We start from the raw sequence: 17257 nt of genomic DNA on the forward strand, positions 1-17257 counted from the left end.
TCATGGGAGTGAAGAAAAAGCTGATTTACGGTGCCGCCATCGTGGTGGTATTGGCCGGTTTAGGCGGCAGCTATCGCTTGTGGACGGTATTAGAAAGCTCACGATCTGCTGTCGCGGACAACAGCGTCAAACTGGCGGATTTTAAGAGCAGTGATGTTGACGCTATCAAGCGCGGTGAGTATGTCATGCGCCTGGCAGACTGTGCGGCCTGTCATAATGCCTCTTTCAACGGAGGCTATAAAATCGATACGCCATTTGGTGCGCTCGAAACCTCAAACATTACGCCCGATCGCGCAACCGGCATTGGCAACATGACGGAGCGAGACTTCTTTACGGCGGTGCGTCAGGGTCGTGGTGAACATGGTTTCCTCTATCCCGCCATGCCTTACACCGCCTATGCGAAAATGTCGGACCAGGACATGCACGACTTATGGGCCTATTTCTCCACTATCGCGCCGGTGAATCATGCGGTTGACGAAAATGCGGGCATGCACTTCCCGTATAACATCCGCCTCGCCATGCTGGGCTGGAACGTCCTGTTCTTTGACAGTTCCGCCTATAAAGTGGAAACAGCCAAAGACGAAGCCTGGAATCGCGGCAAGTACATTGTGGATGGCCCCGCTCACTGTAGCGTGTGCCATACCGCCCGTAACGCGCTGGGCGGAGAGATCAGCGGTGCCTATCTGCAGGGTGGGAATCTCGGTAGCTGGTATGCACCTGACATCACTCCGAATCCACACGCAGGTATTGGTGACTGGAAAGCCGGAGAGATTGAAGACTACCTGAAAACCGGTTCAAACGGCACCAGCGTGGCAGCAGGCCCAATGGCGGAAGCCGTTGAGCATTCAACGCAGTACTTCAACAAGGATGACCTGCAAGCAATTGCGACTTACTTACGTTCATTGCCGCCTTCGACGACGCCAGCGCAACCGGCGTTTAAGATGGATGCCACCCGTGAGCAAGCCGCCGCGCTGAGCTATGAAGTGAACTGCTCTGCTTGCCATGGCTTACAGGGGGAAGGGATCACCGGTATGGTGCCCGCTTTCGCCGGTAACCGCGCGATGCAAAATGACCCGACGAATATGATCCATGCCATGCTGATGGGCGCACGTGCCCCCCATACGGAAGAACGGCAAACGGCAGCGGGCATGCCCTCTTTCGCATGGAAAATGAACGATCGGCAGATTGCTGATGTGCTCAACTATGTGCGAAATGGCTGGAACAACCAGGCTGTTGAAGTTAAGGCGGAAGACGTAGCGAAAATGCGTCAGGCCGTTGATGCGAAACAGAAGCTGAAAACCCCTACCCAGCAGTAGTTATCACATCATGGTCTGGCATTATGCCAGACCATGATTTTCTGCTTTCACCCGCCATGACACATGATTCTTTCGCTAAGCCGATCGGTGAGTAACCTAACGGATTCGCCTGCTGTGCTGGTTCCAATTCCTGACTCAAAAAACACCCTGTATGCCAGACAAACCCTTTCACGCCGAAAAAACAGTTTAAGAACCTGACTGACCATAAACAGGACTGATGACGATCGCCAAACAAAATACATCCATTATTAATCAATGCTTTACTTAAAATTTTGTACGAAAAATCATTGCACCACGCAGTGGATTCTTTAACCGATCCACGATGCCGTAAAACCAAAAATGATGCAATCCCCCTCCATTGCAACCGGGTGCAAAATGTTATGATTTTGTGACCTGCCCATAAAAGACGCACTTCTCCCGTTTACTTTATTCGCCCGTTGTTCAACATTTAGCTCACGTAACAGTCAGCCAGACTTTTTTTTTGCCTCATTTTGCACCCGAGTGCAAAAAGTCATCATAAAGAGAATGGCATCAGATAAACAATCAGGAGTGGCTATGTTAAATGGTGAAAAACAGATTCCCCGTCCGCTGCGTTGGGGCATGATTGGTGGCGGCAGACTGAGTCAGGTAGGTTACAAACACCGTAGCGGTGCGCTGCGTGATAATACGGCTTACCAGCTGGTTGCTTCCGCCTTTGACGTGGATGCCGCTCGCGGCCGCGACTTTGGGGTAAATCTCGGCCTTGATGCTGCGCGCTGTTACGATAATTATCAGCAGCTGCTGGAGCAAGAGGCAACGCGCCCAGACGGTGTAGAAGTCGTTTCAGTGGCAACGCCCAACGGCACACATTACGAAATCACCCGTGCTGCGCTGCAAGCCGGTATTCATGTCATCTGCGAAAAACCGCTGTTTTTCACCTCTGCTGAAGCACGCGAAATTAAACAACTGGCAGAACAAAAAGGCCTGATTGTCGGCGTCACCTATGGTTTCTCCGGGCATCCCCTGTTGATGCAAATGCGCGCCATGATCGCTAATGACGAGTTGGGTGACATCCGCATGGTGGATATGCAATACACCCATGGCTTTAGCGCAAACGAGGCGGCGGATAAGTTTAGCGACGCACAGAAATGGCGTGTAGATCCGAAAATTGCCGGCCCCACCTTCGTGCTGGGGGACATTTCTACCCATACTTTCTACCTCTCCCAATTGCTGCTGCCGCAACAAAAAATCGCCGCCCTGCTCTGCGATCGGCAAAGCTTTATTGCTTCACGCGCACCGCTGGAAGATAACGCCATGGTGCTGATCCGCTACCAGAGTGGTGCCGTGGGCCGGATGTGGGCTTCCTCCATTAACGCCGGTGCGATGGATAGCCAACGCATCCGGGTTATCGGTTCTCGCGCCAGCCTGGAGTGGACCGATTCTAATCCCGGTGAACTGAAATATGACGTGCAGGGCCAGCCGAATCAAACCCTGCATCACGGTATGCCCTATCTGCATGAAAGCGCACTGGCTGATGAGCGTCTCGGTGCTCTTCATACCGAAGGCCTTGCCGAATCCTGGGCCAACATCTATTTGAAATTTGCCATCGCGATTGATGCTAAACAGCGCGGTGATGAAGAGACGCTCAGTAAACTGGTCTATCCCGACATTAATGCCGGGATAGAAGGTGTGCGCTGGCTGGAAAACTGCGTACGCTCTGCGGATAACCACGCTTGTTGGGTCAACTACGAATAATCTGGGTTGAAACAGGCCCACCCTCGGCACTGAGCAGATATACCCTCCTTAATAAAGAAAGCCCCCACCCAACGCAGTATCCGGGTGGGGGCAGTAAGAGCGTAGCAGCAAAAAAGCACGGAAAAAGGCCATAAAACGTATGGCCTATTTAGCAGGGAAAATTAAATAAAATAGAATCCCCGCCGTAGCAGAGAGCGCTAACATTTTGATGTTTAAATAATTAAAGGCTATTTAATGCCATATTCATGCAAGCTATCGATGCAGGATTTGGCAATATCGGCAAGATCCCATTCCCAGTGGTGCGGGCTTAATAACTCAGGGCACCATCCACCGGTGTAACCCGTTTGCTTCACCGCATCCAGCCAGGCTGGAATATCCACTTCGCCCTGACCGGGCGCGTAATCTCGCTGCACCCACTCATCCCAGGTTTCACCCGACCGCGCGGCACGGCCATCACAGAAGTGAATGCCATAAATAAGATTGACGTCCATCTTTGCCACCTCTTCCGGTCGGGTATTACCGCCCGCATGCAGATGCCAGAAATCGACCACTAACCCAACATTGTCCCGATCAACGGCGGCAATCATATCTAACCCCTGTTGGAGAGAGTTAAATGCCGTAAACGCCACCACTTCGATCTGGAATTTGATGCCCAAAGGTTTGCCAATATCGGCGATTTCCCGAATGTTATCGCGCAAAATGGCGTTTCGTTGCGCTTCAGGGAGGGAATCCAGTTCGGTTAGCGCCATAATTTGCACCACCGGGCAGTTCAGTTCTGCTGCGGCATGACAGATGCGTTCCGCTTCTTTCATCAATGCGGCACGCTCTTCAGGCTGATGACGGCCAATGCGTTTTAGCGCATTGATGCAGGTTATTTCAATGCTGTTTTCAGCCAGTAATGCCCTGAATTGCGCATAAGATCCGCCGTTTTCCAGGTAACGGTATAAGTGTTCGGGCAATATTTCTAAGCCATCAAAACCAGCCTCGCGAGCCAGACGAACCTGAGTAACGGCATTGCTATACCAGACAGATACACCGTGCAAAGACAACTTCATGCTTTCTCCTTAAGTCAGGCCTTCAGATGAGAGCGCCGTATACGCAATTCTCCCTGTTGCCATGAATGATCATTACTGACTTTCCCATCAACCAGACGGTTGAGTGCCTCATGCATCAGCCGGTCAATACGCTGGCTGACCGTGGTCAGTTGCCAGCTTTCCGCCGACGCTTCTTCAATATCATCAAACCCGACGATCCCAGGTTGCCATTCAGGTGCCATCACCCGCTGTGCAGCCATCGCACCTAACGCCAGCACATCATTTTCACAAAACAGCGCGTTGATCCGCTGCTCCATGGGCGTTACCTGCAAATAGTCACGCACCGTTTTCCAGCTCATTTCCCGATCATAACTGCCTGCGGTCAGCGTCACTGCCAGGGAAAACCCGGCCTTCTCCAATCCCGCTTGATAACCTTCCCTGCGCAACGTATGCGACGTTGGCGTGTCTGGCCCTTTCATGTAGCCGAAACGGGTATATCCCTGTGCCACCAGTAATTCTGCAATCTGTTCACCGGCGCGCATTCCCTCCACGGCAACGGCATCTATCTCGTCGGACGCGGCGCTGCGGCAAACCTGCACCAGTGGAACCCGGTAGATATCTTCTGCCAGATCAATAATCTCCGAGGACAGAATGGTTCCCAGGAACAAAATACCGTCGACCTGCAACTGATCGGCCTGCGCCATCACAGAGGAGTAGTTTGCACCCGCGGAAATATTCAGCAGCAAGGCCATCAGCCCCCGGTCTTGCATCTGCCTTGTGGCCTCATCCAGCATCATCAGGGTATGCGGGTTCTTCATCTCATCAATCACCACCCCAATAATGTTGGACTTCTTCTTACCCAAACTGCGTGCCAGCAGATTGGGGCGATAGCCCAGTTCATGTGCGACTTTAAGCACGCGCTCTCTGGCATGATGAGAAACGGACGCCTCGGGATCGAAAGCTCTGGAAACCGTCCATTTTGAAACTCCCGCCTGGCGTGCTACGTCACTGGCGGTAATGCGGTGCACTTTCTCTCTCATTTACCCGTCCATGTTCAGTTAATTTCTGATATTGAAAGAGAAAACGTCATGAAAAGAAACCTTCACTGCACCCACTCACGTGACGCACCTCTCATCGCGTGTACGCCCGGAGTATGCTCCTCAACTGCACCCGAGTGCAATGCGGTTTTTGCACCCGATTGCAAAAATTTTCAGTTCTGTGACCGGAACAAAAGTTTCGCTATTTCCACCGTTGACTAATTTATACACACACCAGAAATTGAAGATTCCCGAGATGTTTAATTACCGATAAAAACGTAGCCGCATATTCATCTCGTTAAGTTTGCACCCGAGTGCATAAAAACAGATACCCCTACAGGAAAACAAACATGAACAAGATCAAATGGTTTTTGTTAGCAGGCTGCCTGTGTAGTGTTCTTTCTGTGCAGGCGAAAACGTATATGGTCGGCATAGCGCTGGCGAACCTTGACCTCAATTTCGTTTCCATTCTGCGCGGGCAAATGGAACAGCAGCTCAAAGCGAAAGGATTGAAAAGTCAGTTTGCGGATGCCAAAGGCGATGTTTCTCTTCAGATTCAACAGGTTGATGATTTTATCAATCAGGGTGCAGACGCCATTATCATCAACCCGGTAGATACCCAGGGCGTAATGCCGGTCATCAAAGCGGCTGAAAAAGCCAATATTCCCCTTATTTTTGTCAATCGTAAGCCTGAGGTTCCGCTATCAGGAAAAATCGCCTACGTGGGGTCGGATTCAGCACAAAGCGGAAAAATGCAGATTGAAGCGCTGGCAGCGAAAATGCACGACAAGGGAAATATTGCCATCCTGATGGGGGCGTTATCCACCGAAGAAGCGCGGCAGCGCACCAAAGCCGTTGAGGATTTTGTCAGCGCTCATCCGGGGATGAAAGTGGTTCAGAAACAGACGGCTAACTGGCAACGTAACGAGGCCGTGGATAAAACGCTTTCCTGGTTGCAGGACGGCAACGATATCAATGCCATCGTGGCGAATAATGATGAAATGGCGATTGGTGCCATCATGGCACTGGATCAGTTACAGAAAAAAGGCGTTTTAGTGGCCGGTATCGATGGCACACCTGACGGCCTGCAATTTATCAAAAACGGGAAAATGGCCGTCACGATCTTCCAGGATGCCAAAGGCCAGGCCATTGGTGCGGTGAATGTTGCCAGCGATATGCTGGCAGGCAAAAAAACCGAGACCTATAACTGGGTGCCGTATCAAACCATCACTCAGGCTAACTACACGCAGTTCAGCGAAAAGAATCAAAAGTAACTCAGGGTTTGAAAGCGGGGATGCGTTTATGAAACGGCATCCCTGAACTTAAAAATAATCATTAAAATCAAAGAGATGATGCTACGCGATCAACATCTTCGCTGGTGATCCTCGCCACAAAAAAATTGTAATGATATTTTTTTATCATAACAATGAGGTGAAATAGTTTGATCAATATCAAAAAATGAAAGTTCCATTATTGATGAATATGGAATGAACATTTGATAATGAGGCAACTCAACCCCGTAAGGAAACCTCATGTCCATCCATATTGCGAATGCGCCCTGCAGCTGGGGTGTTGATGACCCTAAAAACCCTTTCCTGCCGCCCTTCAAAAAGTGCTCTCCGAAGCAGCAGCAGCTGGCTATAAAAGTATTGAATTAGGCCCATGGTCTTATCTGCCAACGGATGCAAATGCACTGCGTCAGGAATTAGAAGCCCACCAGCTTTCCCTGGTGGCAGGAACGATTTTTGATGACCTGGTCAGCGAAGCAAACTTCCCTGCCATGGTGGAACTGACGCACAATATTTGCCGCAACCTGGCGAAAGTGCCCACCGCAGAGAAGGCCCACGCCGAGAACCGGCCTGCGCCCTATCTGGTCATTATCGATTTTGGTAATCCAGAGCGCGCCAGGTATGCCGGTCAATCGGAGAAAGCCCCTCGCCTGCCAGACAGTGAATGGCAGCGAATGATGCAGCACATCACCACCCTGAGCCAGATCGCCTGGAATGAGTACGGTGTGCGCGCAGTGATCCACCCTCATGCCGGTGGCTGCATTGAGTTTGCGGACGAAATTGAGCAACTGGTGCAAGATATTCCACACGAGGTGGCGGGACTGTGCCTCGATACGGGCCATCTTTATTACTCCGGCATGGACCCGATCCCCGCGCTGAGACGTTACTGGGATCGCATCGACTACCTGCACTTCAAGGACGTCAACGATGCCGTCTGGCGTGATGTTATCGCCCGGGGTGTGGATTTCTTCTCCGCCTGCGCGGAAGGTGTGATGTGTCCGATTGGCAAAGGAGCGATTGACTACCCCGCCGTCCGCGCTTTCCTGGCCGAACGTAATTACCATGGCTGGATCACCGTCGAGCAGGAGCGTGACCCACGCGATGCCGATACCAGCCTGCGCGATGTCACCGCCAGCCTGCACTATCTCAGGTCCGTGGGTTTTTAATTCTTTGCCGCTCTTCCGTGCCGCAGGGAGCGGCACGGTTGCGGGATGTTTAGTCGAAGTAGCTGACAGAGAGATCAGAACATTTAATCTTCGCAATGTAACGTTGGTTGGCAGTACGGGACGTAGTGAAATTTACCGTTGCGAAGGGACCGCTGGTTATTACAGAGTACGGTTCAATGTGAATATCGCTTGCGGTAAGGTGGTATTGCCCAAAACGACGATTATCAGGACGGGTTACATCGGCGATCACTGCTTGCACTGGCTGTTGTGGCGTCAGTGTATGGCATATTTTAGTTTCAGCAGCATCAATCTGAGCCGGAAGAAGGCCAAGACTTCTTTGAACCAAGCCGATGGCAATCGCCCCCACCAGCACGACCGCCGATACCGATATAATCCAAAGCCATACTTTCATTGCTATCAACTCCTTGATGATTGAAATTTTTTCCATTGGAGCAGTTATAGCGGTAAAGGGGAGTTATTACAACTTAAAGCTCCAAGAAAGGATTAATGAAATTAAAAGCCACCTTGTGGAAGATGACTTTGCCTAAACCATTACAATCAACATTTTACATCCTATCAAACAGTTCCAGTTAACACCAAAAGAAAAGACAAGATAAAGAAGTAAATTCCTCGCCCGTTATTAAAAAACACTTACGCTAAACACCTCCATAACATCACCAGTCATGATTTATAAATAAGCAAAGGTAATTGATTTGCTTTTTTATTCATGCCATATTCATCAGCCAAATCGGAAGTCGTTACATTTAAAAACATGGAGTAAAAATCACATGGCTGATATATTAAAAGATTACATAATTCCTGGTGTAGGCTATTTAATTCCCGTCATTTTTTGCTTGCGCTCAAGAAGTAAAAGCACAAGCTCATCCGTCATTATTAATAAATTATGGGCATTATTTGTTGGTGAGAAAGATTACTATAATCCTGTAATTAATGAATTCGCAAAACATCAGCATGATGTAGATAAATTCAACTTATCCTTTAACTTCTCATTTAAGGACATCAGTGAAATTGAAAGATTCTTAGAGTGGATAAAAAACAATTCATATCAGGTCTATTATTTCACAAATCTTGGTTCTTTATTTTTTGAAGATACCACATCAACACCCGTGACTTTCAAAATCAAAATAATAAAGTGGTACATATGTGCAGTTGCAATAGCGCTAGCGATTATACTTTTCTCAGCGAGCTTCCTGCTTATTCACTCTAAATTTTTTGGTTGGATTGCATGGCCAACAACTGGTTTAGAGGCTTATGGCCCACTAGCCATTTCTCTAGAGTTTATCGTGGCCGGATGTTTCATAATCGCTGAACCCATCCGAAATTATAAAGCATATAAAACTAAAAAACTCGTAAAACCTAATCATATAAAAATTGTCAGAACGATTCACCACTAGTTTGAGAATTATCCATTAGAGCTAGCAGTGTATGAACAACCGCCTCACTCTAACGAGGCGATAATTGCAGAGCAGGCCTCCTTGTAATACGATCACAATTAATAAGCCTGCTCGTGACAATTATTCAGGCAATCGGCAGTACATGCCTTATAAAGGCCGTAGCTGTCCTATAACCCCGCCAGCTCCGGAATCACTTTCCCGGTGCGCATGGCAAGGAAATCCAGCAGGCGGCGTGGTGTGACGTTGAGGATGCGCTCTTCCGGGAACCCGATCTCCTGGGTGATGTTCAGGCAGTGCTCAAAATCCCCCAGCGTAAAGCAGGTGTGGGAATCTGAACCAAATGCCAGCCGTCCACCGGCCTTCGCCACGGCTTCCGCCACCAGGCGACAGTTCGGTGCACTACCCGGACGGGAAGTGGTAAAGGAGGAGTTGTTCAGTTCCAGTGCGACGTTGAAGTGCGCCGCAGCCTCGGCAATCGCTGGGATGTCAATTTCGAACTTCGGGTTGCCTGGGTGGCTGATAATATGTACCAGTCCCTGTTCCATGGTGGCGATCATTGCTTCGGTGTGGTGATGTTTATCACGTGGGGCGTAAACCGGCTCGTGGAAACCCGCAACGATCAGATCCAACACCTCTAACATGGGGCCAAAGCAGTCGATATCCCCTTGCTGATTCTTGATGTTGGCCTCAATACCTCGCAATACCGCAACACCGTCTATCACCCGAGGCCAGATTTTCATATTAACGAAGTGCCAGTAGTGCGGTGCGTCTGCCATATCCGGGCCGTGATCGGTGATAGCAAACAGCTGAATACCGGTTTTCTTCGCCTGAGCCACGTAATCATGCAGCGTGCTGTAGGCGTGCGTACTGGCAACCGTGTGCATATGTAAATCGACTGGATACATCCTCTTCTCCTTTAAGGCCGCCCGTGGGCGGCAGAACGATTAATAGCCTCGTTGACGGTCAACCTGTCCGGTGGGCATTTCACCGGCTTCCAGTAATTTGATCGCGTGGGCGTAATAGTCCATAGATTCGCCTGGTAAGGTGACAGCAGCATTATGTGGCGTCACCGTGACGCGCGGGTGTCGCCAGAAAGGGTGATCCAGCGCTAGTGGCTCCACCTGAAACACATCAAGCGCAGCGCCTTTAATCTGTCCACTCTCCAGGGCCGTCAGCAGATCGCCCTCAACCACGTGTGCACCACGCGCCAAATTGAGGAAGAAGGCGCCGTGCGGTAGCTGCGCTAACAGTGACGCATTGATGATGTTCACGGTTTGTGGCGTGCTGGGCAGCAGATTGATCAGAACCTGTGTCCCCTGGAGAAAATCATTCAGGGATTCCTGACCGGCAAAGCTGGTCACCCCCTCAATCTGCTTCTTGCTGCGGCTCCAGCTACGCAGCGGGAAGCCCCATGGTTTCAGGCTTTGTGCCACACTTTGGCCCAATACGCCCGCCCCGAGAATCCCCACCGTGAAGGTTTCCCGACGGTATTCTGGCAGCTCTAACCAGCGAGGTTCCTGCTGTAACTGACGATAGTCATCAAAGCGGCGGAACCAGTTCAGCACCTGACACACCGCATATTCCTGCATCTGAATCGCCATGCCGGTATCTTCCAGACGGAACACCGGCACGGAATCAGGCAGCAGATCGGGGTTATCCCTGAGCTGTGCCATGATTTCATCCACACCTGCACCCAGCGCAAAGACACCACGTAAATCATGGCGGCCCGCCAGCATTTCATTAGGCGGCTTGCGCACTAGTGCATAATCCGCCGGGCCATTGTCACCCGGTTGCCAGTGGCGAACAGAAACCCCGGGCAGCCGTTCACGCATCCCTTCCAGCCAAACGTCTGCCGACATCGAAGGGTGATACCAGATAATATTCATTGCATTCTCCTGTGTTTCCACCAGCCTCAGACAAAAGCGGCCAGATGGCAAGCAAAAAGCAAAACCCGGCAATCGCGTCTAAAGTTAGTTGGGTGGTCAATGTGTTACAGCAAACGACCCCAACGACAAGGAGAATCACCGATGATAAGACCGGCCATACCACAACCCTACTCTCGCCGTCCCTACGCCCGTACTTGCCTGGCATTATTACTCGCTTCCACCAGTTACCTGGCACAGGCCGCAGACGATCAACATCTGCTGGCCGGGCCGCCTCAGCCACCAGATATCCAGCTGGGTCCTCTATTTAAAGCGGTACAACAGGCGAAACTCTGGGAAGATCAAAAAACTTTCGCCGATGCAGTACCAAAATCCGATCCCGCTTCCATCGTCGCGGACTGGCAAATGCAGCGACATCAGCGCAATTTTGATCTGAAACACTTTATTGCTGAAAACTTCATCCTGCCGACCGATCAGGCAAAATATGTCCCACCGGCAGGGGAAACGCTGCGTCAGCATATCGATGGCCTCTGGCCGGTGCTGACACGCACGGCAAAAACCCAGAATCAGTATGATTCCCTGCTGCCGATACCCAAACCCTATGTCGTGCCCGGTGGTCGTTTCCGCGAGGTCTACTACTGGGACAGCTATTTCACCCTGCTGGGGCTGGCAGAAAGCGGCCACTGGGATCGGGTACAGGATATGGTAGATAACTTTGCCTGGGAGATTGACCGCTACGGCCATATTCCGAACGGCAACCGTAGCTACTACCTCAGCCGATCCCAGCCGCCGTTTTTCAGCCTGATGGTTGATCTTCTGGCGCAGCACAACGGTGACAAGGTCTATCAACATTACCTGCCGCAGCTGCAAAAAGAGTATGACTACTGGATGGCTGGCAGCGATAGCGTAGCGGCCGGACAAGCCAGCAAACGCGTGATCAAACTCACCGATGGTAGCCTGCTTAACCGCTACTGGGACGATCGCGACACACCGCGTACAGAATCCTGGCTGGCGGATGAAGAGACGGCTAGGCAGTCACCGCAGCGTAATCAGGCTGAGCTGTGGCGTGATCTGCGTGCAGGGGCCGCTTCTGGCTGGGACTTTAGTTCGCGCTGGTTTAGCGATCCACAACAGTTAGGGTCAATCCGTACCACGCAGTTAGCGCCAGTTGACCTTAATAGCCTGCTGTATCATCTGGAAGTGACGCTGGCGAAGAGCTACCAGTTACAGCAGCAGGCAGCACAGGCGAAGCACTACCAGCAGCGTGCCGATCAGCGCAAAACCGCCATCAACCACTATTTATGGGATGAACGCCAGGGCTGGTATGCCGATTACGACTGGAAAACCGGCAAGGTTCATCAACAGCTCACGGCAGCCACCCTGTTCCCGCTCTATATGCAACTGGCGACAGATAAACAGGCCGACCGTACCGCCTCAGCGGTGGAGAAACAGCTGCTGAAACCCGGCGGACTGGTCACCACCACCGTCAACAATGGGCAACAGTGGGATGCACCCAACGGTTGGGCACCGTTACAGTGGGTGGCCGTTGAAGGGCTGAATCACTACCATCACGCCGATCTGGCGCGCAAAATTGGCCTTAACTTCCTGAATAATGTACAGACCACCTATAACCAACAGCACAAGCTGGTGGAAAAATATGTGGTGGAAGGGCCACAGTTGGGCGGCGGTGGCGGCGGGGAATATCCGCTACAGGATGGTTTCGGCTGGACCAACGGCGTCACGCTGATGCTGCTGGATAAATATTGCCCCAAAGACAAAACCTGTAGCAATGCCAGTGACATTCCTGTCACCGCGAAGCAACAATAAAAAAAGGCGCACCGCAGTGCGCCCTCTTTATTCAATATCGCTATTTTCGTACGGCGCGATAGATCCACAGCACCACGATTGCGCCAATCACCGCAACCACAAAACTGCCGAAATTAAAGCCGTCAACTTTCCCGAAGCCAAAGAAAGTACTGATCCAGCCACCGACGACCGCACCGATAATACCTAAAATTATCGTGATGATGAAACCGCCACCATCTTTACCAGGCATGATCCATTTGGCGAGAATACCGGCAATCAAACCAAAAATGATCCATGAAATAATTCCCATCGCTAACTCCTTAACGCATCGTAAAAATAGTGACCACCCGGCTGGGAGACTATAAAACAGCCCCTCTACTTCAGTGGTGAAAGCCTGATTAATCAAGCTGTTCCGGTATCAAGTATAGCGGGCCTGCGCAATCCTGCCTGGCGCAGACAGGAATTACTAAAGATTTTTTTCTGCTTTCCGATAACGGCTGAAGAGCGCGAGAGCGCTGCATAACCGAACTGGAGCCGGACGTGACAAAAAGCGACAAAGAACAATATATAAAACGTGGCACGTTGGCGGTGCTTAACTGCATGCGCGAGCTGTTGACCAGCCGTGCGCCCTTAATGGTGAGCTTTTCTTCGGGACAGTTTATCAGTCGGATGCTGAGCGCTGACGATCACTCCCTCTATTTTGATCTGGGCAGCGATGAGCAGGAAAATACGCTGGCACAACAGAGTACGCAATTGAACATCTCTGCGGAAACGTCTGGAGCGAAAATAGAATTTTGTCTCCCTGCCATCACGATTGACACGCACGATGGCCTGCCTGCTTTTCGCGCTGCCCTGCCCGACCTTATCTGGCAAATTCAACGCCGGGAGTTTTTCCGCGTCACTGCGCCGCTGGAACCCACTTTTTGGTGCACCAGCCAATGGCCTGACGGCAGCAAAGCGCGTTTTCGTTTGCAGGATCTCTCATTGGGAGGGATTGGCGCACTGCTGGATGATCCCCTGCCGGAAGGCGTCAGCGCGGGCGATATGTTCCCATCGCTGGAGGTGGAACTGGGAGAGTACGGTAAGTTTTCCGTCGCGGCACAGCTGCTACACATTGGTGAGCGGACGATCATCACCAGTAAAAATGAGACGCGAATAACGCCGCGCCTCAGTTTCCGCTTCACCACCATCGCGCCAGCGCAGGCACGGGAACTCCAGCAGGTGATTTTTGCCCTGGAGCGACTCGCCCGTGATAAGGCGAATCGCTTCCAGTGACATCAGATAGTGCGATACGCCGTGGTGACTTTCCATAAGTAGCGTGGCGCCTGAGCCGCTGGATGGCGTGTCTGCACGTAGTGATAGAACTGTTCTGGCGTCAGCGCATTGATTTTGGCAATCGCTTCACTGCGATCGCGTGAGAAGGTACGCAGCAGCGCGCCTGCCCCGTTGGCATAGGAGACAATGGTGGCATAACGCAAGGTCAGTGGATTTTCGATACCGGCCAGCGCGCTGTCTTGCAAGATTTTGATATAAGCTGCGCCAATATCAATGTTGCGCGCCGGATCGCGAAGATCGGCGGTGGTTGGCTGTCCACGACGTCCCTGAGAGTGATAAACCGCTCGACCGGCGGTGGAGGCCTTGATTTGCATCAATCCCACCGCGTGAGAACGGCTGATGGCATCTGGGTTACCCCCTGACTCGACACTAATAATGGCACTGAGAAGACGTTCGTCGATGCCATAATGAGTGGCGGCAGTCGCAGTAAACAATGACCATTCGCCCTGAATCTGTGTTGGTGCTGCCTGGGTTAGAGGCGTGTACTGCTGTTTTACTACCGTATGAGGTGCCTGACTGGCGCAACCTGTTAAGAACAGCGCCGAAAGCACAAATAACCGGATCTTCACTGATTGAAAATTCCATAATAGAGTTGGCTTCGCCTATATTACCTGGCCAGCACGTTAACAAAATTACCGTTTGTCCTAAAAAGCATAAATCAGCGGGATTAATGACATTCGCGCTTGAATTCGTCATCATCATAAAATTCTGATACTTGCTGTCACAGGGATCATACCATGACCGCCTCTCGCCGTATTCGCCTTATCGCCCCTTCGGGTTACTGTGTTAATCAAGCTGCCGCACAGCGGGGGATTGCCCGCCTGAGTGAAGCTGGCCACCAGGTTGAGAACCTACAGGCTGTCACCCGCCGTTTTCAGCGCTTCGCCGGAGACGACCAGCAACGGTTAGACGAGATAAACCAACTGGCAGAACTGGACTCATTGCCGGATATCGTGATGGCCGTGCGCGGAGGCTATGGTGTGGGTCGGCTGCTGGAATCCATTAATTATCCGGCGTTGCAACGCCGCCTACAGCACCAACCGCTGGCATTGTGCGGTCACAGCGATTTCACTGCCCTGCAGCTGGCACTGCTAGCCGAGTGTGGCTTAATCAGCTTCAGCTCACCGATGCTGGCCGGCAATTTTGGGGCAGAAATCCCCTCTTCCTTTACGGAACAGCACTTCTGGCAGGCCTTAACTTCTGAGACTTACACCCTCAACTGGCAAACGCTCACCCCCGATCAGGGCACATGGCAGGGGCAACTTTGGGGGGGCAATCTTGCCATGATCTGCTCGTTAATCGGCACACGCTGGATGCCTCAGATTGAGAACGGGATTTTAGTGATCGAGGATATCAACGAGCATCCGTTCCGGGTGGAACGGATGCTGAACCAGCTACAGCAGTGTGGCATTCTTGCCCGCCAACAGGCGATCATTACCGGTAGTTTCAGTAAAAGTACGGTGTCAGATTACGATCAAGGCTTTGATCTCGATAGCGTCTGGCAGCGACTGCGTGCGCAGTATGGCCTGGTGGTGGTCAGCGATCTGGCTTACGGTCACGAAGCCGATACGGTCACTCTGCCGGTAGGGGCACAAGCACAGCTCAATGTCAGCGAGGGCAATGCAAAGCTCGCCATCAGCGGGCATCCGATACTGCGTCGCTAAGAGGTACAGGCAAAAAGGGGGGATGACAAGCCAGAGTAACAATGACCAGCGTTGGTACTCTTCGGAAAACGTCGGCCCTTCTTTTGGTCATCAAACGTTATCGTTCTGTCTCGGTGCCCGGTTGCTCATCAGCCGCCACTTCTGCTGCCACCACCATCAGCGCCAGCTCGGCATCTTCACGGTTAAATGCGCTCATGGTTTGACGTAATGCAGCAACACAGGAAATAACTTGCTGTTTTTGTTGATCTTCTAATTGAGAGACACTGTGGCGGATAATCATCAAACTGGCATCTTCTTCTCGCATCTTACGACTCCTGTTCGGTTTTCCCGGTGCGTGACAATGGCAAGGGTACCCTTTCTACGCAATCAATGTCATCCAGTAACCGTGCTAATGCTTAACAATTAACCCAGCCAGAGATTACCAGAGCGTGGGGAATACCACAGCAGCAGGTTGCGCATGTGATAAACTCAGAATTATGCCATTAGTGATGGAATCAGGCAGGTAAAGGAAATGCGGCGACTTATTTTACTCAGTATGGCTTTGATTATTGCGGGCTGTTCATCCACGCCGCACGGGGTAGACTGCCCCGGAGAGGTAGCAACCATTAGCGGGCAACCGATGGGCAAAACCCAGGGACATATTTTTGACCTCGTCACCTCATTCAGCGTGAGTAAGGGTGGCGTAGTGGTAGACAGCGGCAGACTGCACTCGCTCGATCGCTTTCAGTATGTTCCTTCTGCGGTCACGAGCGAGGGATACTACGCTCAACGGCTCTCCGATCACCAGTTCCGCCTGATTAATCCGTGGCAGGACACGATGATCACCTGGAATTGCCCGGCCAGTTAACGCATTTAGGGTTTGACCAGCCTGATGGCATGCTCCAGCAGCCGCTGTTCGTCTCTTTCACTGTGCGCTCGCTCATGGCGAGCGCGCTGAAGGACATCCGTCAGTGCCAGACGGCGAGTGTCACGCCCACTCTCAGCCAGGACAATCACAGCATCACCAATAACGCGGCAAACTTCGTCATAGTCTTCTTCATTGAGTACATCACGTTTCATACGTTCCTCCTCTTTCGACGCGGTCCAATAGGTAAACCTAGTCACGCCTGGGCCATCCTGCAAGCGAAGCGCCTGCCCGGCAAAACTGAATGCGTTTGCTATGCTTTATCTGAACGCAAACCATGGAGAACACTATGTCCGGGAAAACGAAAGACACGTTGGAAGAATTTGCCGGTGCTGCTGAACAGCAGTGGGGAGAGGTGACTGACTCACCGCGCCACCAGTTACGTGGTGCTGCACGTCGCTACTCACACCGGGCCAGCCATGCTGCCAAAGATGCCGCCGATTGCCTGCAACAGCAGGTGAAAGAGAACCCAACGGCGGGGCTTGCCATTGCGGCAGGTGTGGGTCTGTTGGTGGGCTTTTTATTGGGCCGTCGCTAGCCATTAATTGGCAGGAAACTGTTAACCTGAAAAATTATCAGTTTCCTGATATTTCCACGGCAAAACCCTGAAACCACCTCTCCTTAATCCCTCCACAAACCTAACGTTTTCTAAACGTCAATACAGTTCCCTGACA

18 protein-coding genes and 1 pseudogene are annotated in these 17257 nt (G+C 51.5%); 10 read left to right on the top strand and 9 right to left on the bottom strand.

What is annotated here, in order from left to right:
* Positions 1-2: 2 nt before the first annotated feature.
* Positions 3-1316: a cytochrome c gene (locus B880_RS0105380; protein WP_017346355.1), complete on the top strand. Its 1314-nt coding sequence runs from the start codon at positions 3-5 to the stop codon at positions 1314-1316.
* A 555-nt stretch (positions 1317-1871) separates the two neighbouring features.
* Positions 1872-3050, top strand: coding sequence for a Gfo/Idh/MocA family protein (locus tag B880_RS0105385; RefSeq protein ID WP_017346356.1), 1179 nt, complete (start codon positions 1872-1874; stop codon positions 3048-3050).
* 227 nt (positions 3051-3277) lie between these two features.
* On the opposite strand, the gene B880_RS0105390 is transcribed toward B880_RS0105385, so the two are convergent.
* The gene (locus B880_RS0105390; RefSeq protein WP_017346357.1) at positions 3278-4105 is read right to left on the bottom strand and encodes a sugar phosphate isomerase/epimerase family protein; all 828 of its coding nucleotides are present in this window, start codon (positions 4103-4105) and stop codon (positions 3278-3280) included.
* Positions 4106-4119: 14 nt separating this feature from the next.
* Entirely contained in the window at positions 4120-5124 is a 1005-nt protein-coding gene (locus B880_RS0105395) for a LacI family DNA-binding transcriptional regulator (RefSeq protein WP_026042438.1), read from the bottom strand.
* A 347-nt stretch (positions 5125-5471) separates the two neighbouring features.
* On the opposite strand from B880_RS0105395, the gene B880_RS0105400 reads away from it, so the two are divergent.
* Positions 5472-6395, top strand: a complete 924-nt coding sequence (locus B880_RS0105400; protein ID WP_017346359.1) for a substrate-binding domain-containing protein — start codon at positions 5472-5474, stop codon at positions 6393-6395.
* Positions 6396-6653: 258 nt separating this feature from the next.
* Positions 6654-7576, top strand: a pseudogene (locus B880_RS0105405) (TIM barrel protein).
* 49 nt (positions 7577-7625) lie between these two features.
* Here the strand turns inward: B880_RS0105405 and B880_RS26630 are convergent.
* The gene (locus B880_RS26630) at positions 7626-7988 is read right to left on the bottom strand and encodes a hypothetical protein (protein ID WP_157060511.1); all 363 of its coding nucleotides are present in this window, start codon (positions 7986-7988) and stop codon (positions 7626-7628) included.
* 376 nt (positions 7989-8364) lie between these two features.
* Here B880_RS26630 and B880_RS0105415 point away from each other — a divergent pair, with 376 nt between their 5' ends.
* The gene (locus B880_RS0105415) at positions 8365-8991 is read left to right on the top strand and encodes a DUF6216 family protein (protein WP_017346362.1); all 627 of its coding nucleotides are present in this window, start codon (positions 8365-8367) and stop codon (positions 8989-8991) included.
* A gap of 167 nt (positions 8992-9158) precedes the next feature.
* Here B880_RS0105415 and B880_RS0105420 read toward each other — a convergent pair whose 3' ends face one another.
* The gene (locus tag B880_RS0105420; protein ID WP_017346363.1) at positions 9159-9896 is read right to left on the bottom strand and encodes a phosphatase; all 738 of its coding nucleotides are present in this window, start codon (positions 9894-9896) and stop codon (positions 9159-9161) included.
* A 39-nt stretch (positions 9897-9935) separates the two neighbouring features.
* Positions 9936-10877, bottom strand: a complete 942-nt coding sequence (gene ghrA / locus B880_RS0105425; protein ID WP_017346364.1) for a glyoxylate/hydroxypyruvate reductase GhrA — start codon at positions 10875-10877, stop codon at positions 9936-9938.
* Between the two features lie 141 nt (positions 10878-11018).
* On the opposite strand from ghrA, the gene treA reads away from it, so the two are divergent.
* On the top strand, positions 11019-12701 hold the full coding sequence (treA, locus tag B880_RS0105430) for an alpha,alpha-trehalase TreA (protein ID WP_017346365.1): 1683 nt from the start codon (positions 11019-11021) through the stop codon (positions 12699-12701).
* Between the two features lie 40 nt (positions 12702-12741).
* Here treA and B880_RS0105435 read toward each other — a convergent pair whose 3' ends face one another.
* Positions 12742-12990: a GlsB/YeaQ/YmgE family stress response membrane protein gene (locus B880_RS0105435; RefSeq protein WP_017346366.1), complete on the bottom strand. Its 249-nt coding sequence runs from the start codon at positions 12988-12990 to the stop codon at positions 12742-12744.
* 230 nt (positions 12991-13220) lie between these two features.
* On the opposite strand from B880_RS0105435, the gene B880_RS0105440 reads away from it, so the two are divergent.
* Positions 13221-13955: a flagellar brake protein gene (locus B880_RS0105440; protein ID WP_017346367.1), complete on the top strand. Its 735-nt coding sequence runs from the start codon at positions 13221-13223 to the stop codon at positions 13953-13955.
* Between the two features lie 2 nt (positions 13956-13957).
* On the opposite strand, the gene B880_RS0105445 is transcribed toward B880_RS0105440, so the two are convergent.
* The gene (locus tag B880_RS0105445) at positions 13958-14584 is read right to left on the bottom strand and encodes a transglycosylase SLT domain-containing protein (RefSeq protein ID WP_017346368.1); all 627 of its coding nucleotides are present in this window, start codon (positions 14582-14584) and stop codon (positions 13958-13960) included.
* Between the two features lie 168 nt (positions 14585-14752).
* Here B880_RS0105445 and ldcA point away from each other — a divergent pair, with 168 nt between their 5' ends.
* Positions 14753-15679, top strand: coding sequence for a muramoyltetrapeptide carboxypeptidase (gene ldcA, locus B880_RS0105450; protein WP_017346369.1), 927 nt, complete (start codon positions 14753-14755; stop codon positions 15677-15679).
* A 97-nt stretch (positions 15680-15776) separates the two neighbouring features.
* Here the strand turns inward: ldcA and B880_RS0105455 are convergent, their stop codons facing one another.
* Positions 15777-15983, bottom strand: coding sequence for a hypothetical protein (locus B880_RS0105455; RefSeq protein WP_017346370.1), 207 nt, complete (start codon positions 15981-15983; stop codon positions 15777-15779).
* 207 nt (positions 15984-16190) lie between these two features.
* Here B880_RS0105455 and B880_RS0105460 point away from each other — a divergent pair, with 207 nt between their 5' ends.
* Complete coding sequence (locus tag B880_RS0105460; protein ID WP_026042440.1) at positions 16191-16526, top strand: hypothetical protein; 336 nt, start codon at positions 16191-16193, stop codon at positions 16524-16526.
* Between the two features lie 5 nt (positions 16527-16531).
* Here the strand turns inward: B880_RS0105460 and B880_RS0105465 are convergent, their stop codons facing one another.
* Positions 16532-16738 (bottom strand): DUF2767 family protein, encoded by a 207-nt coding sequence (locus B880_RS0105465; RefSeq protein WP_017346372.1) that lies wholly within the window; start codon positions 16736-16738, stop codon positions 16532-16534.
* 134 nt (positions 16739-16872) lie between these two features.
* On the opposite strand from B880_RS0105465, the gene B880_RS0105470 reads away from it, so the two are divergent.
* A complete protein-coding gene (locus B880_RS0105470) occupies positions 16873-17121 on the top strand; it encodes a DUF883 family protein (RefSeq protein WP_017346373.1) in 249 nt (82 codons plus the stop codon).
* The last annotated feature ends 136 nt before the right edge of the window (positions 17122-17257 follow it).

This window comes from Pantoea sp. A4 (assembly GCF_000295955.2).
Taxonomy (GTDB): domain Bacteria; phylum Pseudomonadota; class Gammaproteobacteria; order Enterobacterales; family Enterobacteriaceae; genus Pantoea; species Pantoea multigeneris.

Coding starts and splice junctions, on each gene's coding strand:
- B880_RS0105380 (WP_017346355.1), top strand. CDS start 3: ATGGGAGTGAAGAAAAAGCTGATTTACGGTGCCGCCATCGTGGTGGTA.
- B880_RS0105385 (WP_017346356.1), top strand. CDS start 1,872: ATGTTAAATGGTGAAAAACAGATTCCCCGTCCGCTGCGTTGGGGCATG.
- B880_RS0105390 (WP_017346357.1), bottom strand. CDS start 4,105: ATGAAGTTGTCTTTGCACGGTGTATCTGTCTGGTATAGCAATGCCGTT.
- B880_RS0105395 (WP_026042438.1), bottom strand. CDS start 5,124: ATGAGAGAGAAAGTGCACCGCATTACCGCCAGTGACGTAGCACGCCAG.
- B880_RS0105400 (WP_017346359.1), top strand. CDS start 5,472: ATGAACAAGATCAAATGGTTTTTGTTAGCAGGCTGCCTGTGTAGTGTT.
- B880_RS26630 (WP_157060511.1), bottom strand. CDS start 7,988: ATGAAAGTATGGCTTTGGATTATATCGGTATCGGCGGTCGTGCTGGTG.
- B880_RS0105415 (WP_017346362.1), top strand. CDS start 8,365: ATGGCTGATATATTAAAAGATTACATAATTCCTGGTGTAGGCTATTTA.
- B880_RS0105420 (WP_017346363.1), bottom strand. CDS start 9,896: ATGTATCCAGTCGATTTACATATGCACACGGTTGCCAGTACGCACGCC.
- ghrA (WP_017346364.1), bottom strand. CDS start 10,877: ATGAATATTATCTGGTATCACCCTTCGATGTCGGCAGACGTTTGGCTG.
- treA (WP_017346365.1), top strand. CDS start 11,019: ATGATAAGACCGGCCATACCACAACCCTACTCTCGCCGTCCCTACGCC.
- B880_RS0105435 (WP_017346366.1), bottom strand. CDS start 12,990: ATGGGAATTATTTCATGGATCATTTTTGGTTTGATTGCCGGTATTCTC.
- ldcA (WP_017346369.1), top strand. CDS start 14,753: ATGACCGCCTCTCGCCGTATTCGCCTTATCGCCCCTTCGGGTTACTGT.
- B880_RS0105455 (WP_017346370.1), bottom strand. CDS start 15,983: ATGCGAGAAGAAGATGCCAGTTTGATGATTATCCGCCACAGTGTCTCT.
- B880_RS0105460 (WP_026042440.1), top strand. CDS start 16,191: ATGCGGCGACTTATTTTACTCAGTATGGCTTTGATTATTGCGGGCTGT.
- B880_RS0105465 (WP_017346372.1), bottom strand. CDS start 16,738: ATGAAACGTGATGTACTCAATGAAGAAGACTATGACGAAGTTTGCCGC.
- B880_RS0105470 (WP_017346373.1), top strand. CDS start 16,873: ATGTCCGGGAAAACGAAAGACACGTTGGAAGAATTTGCCGGTGCTGCT.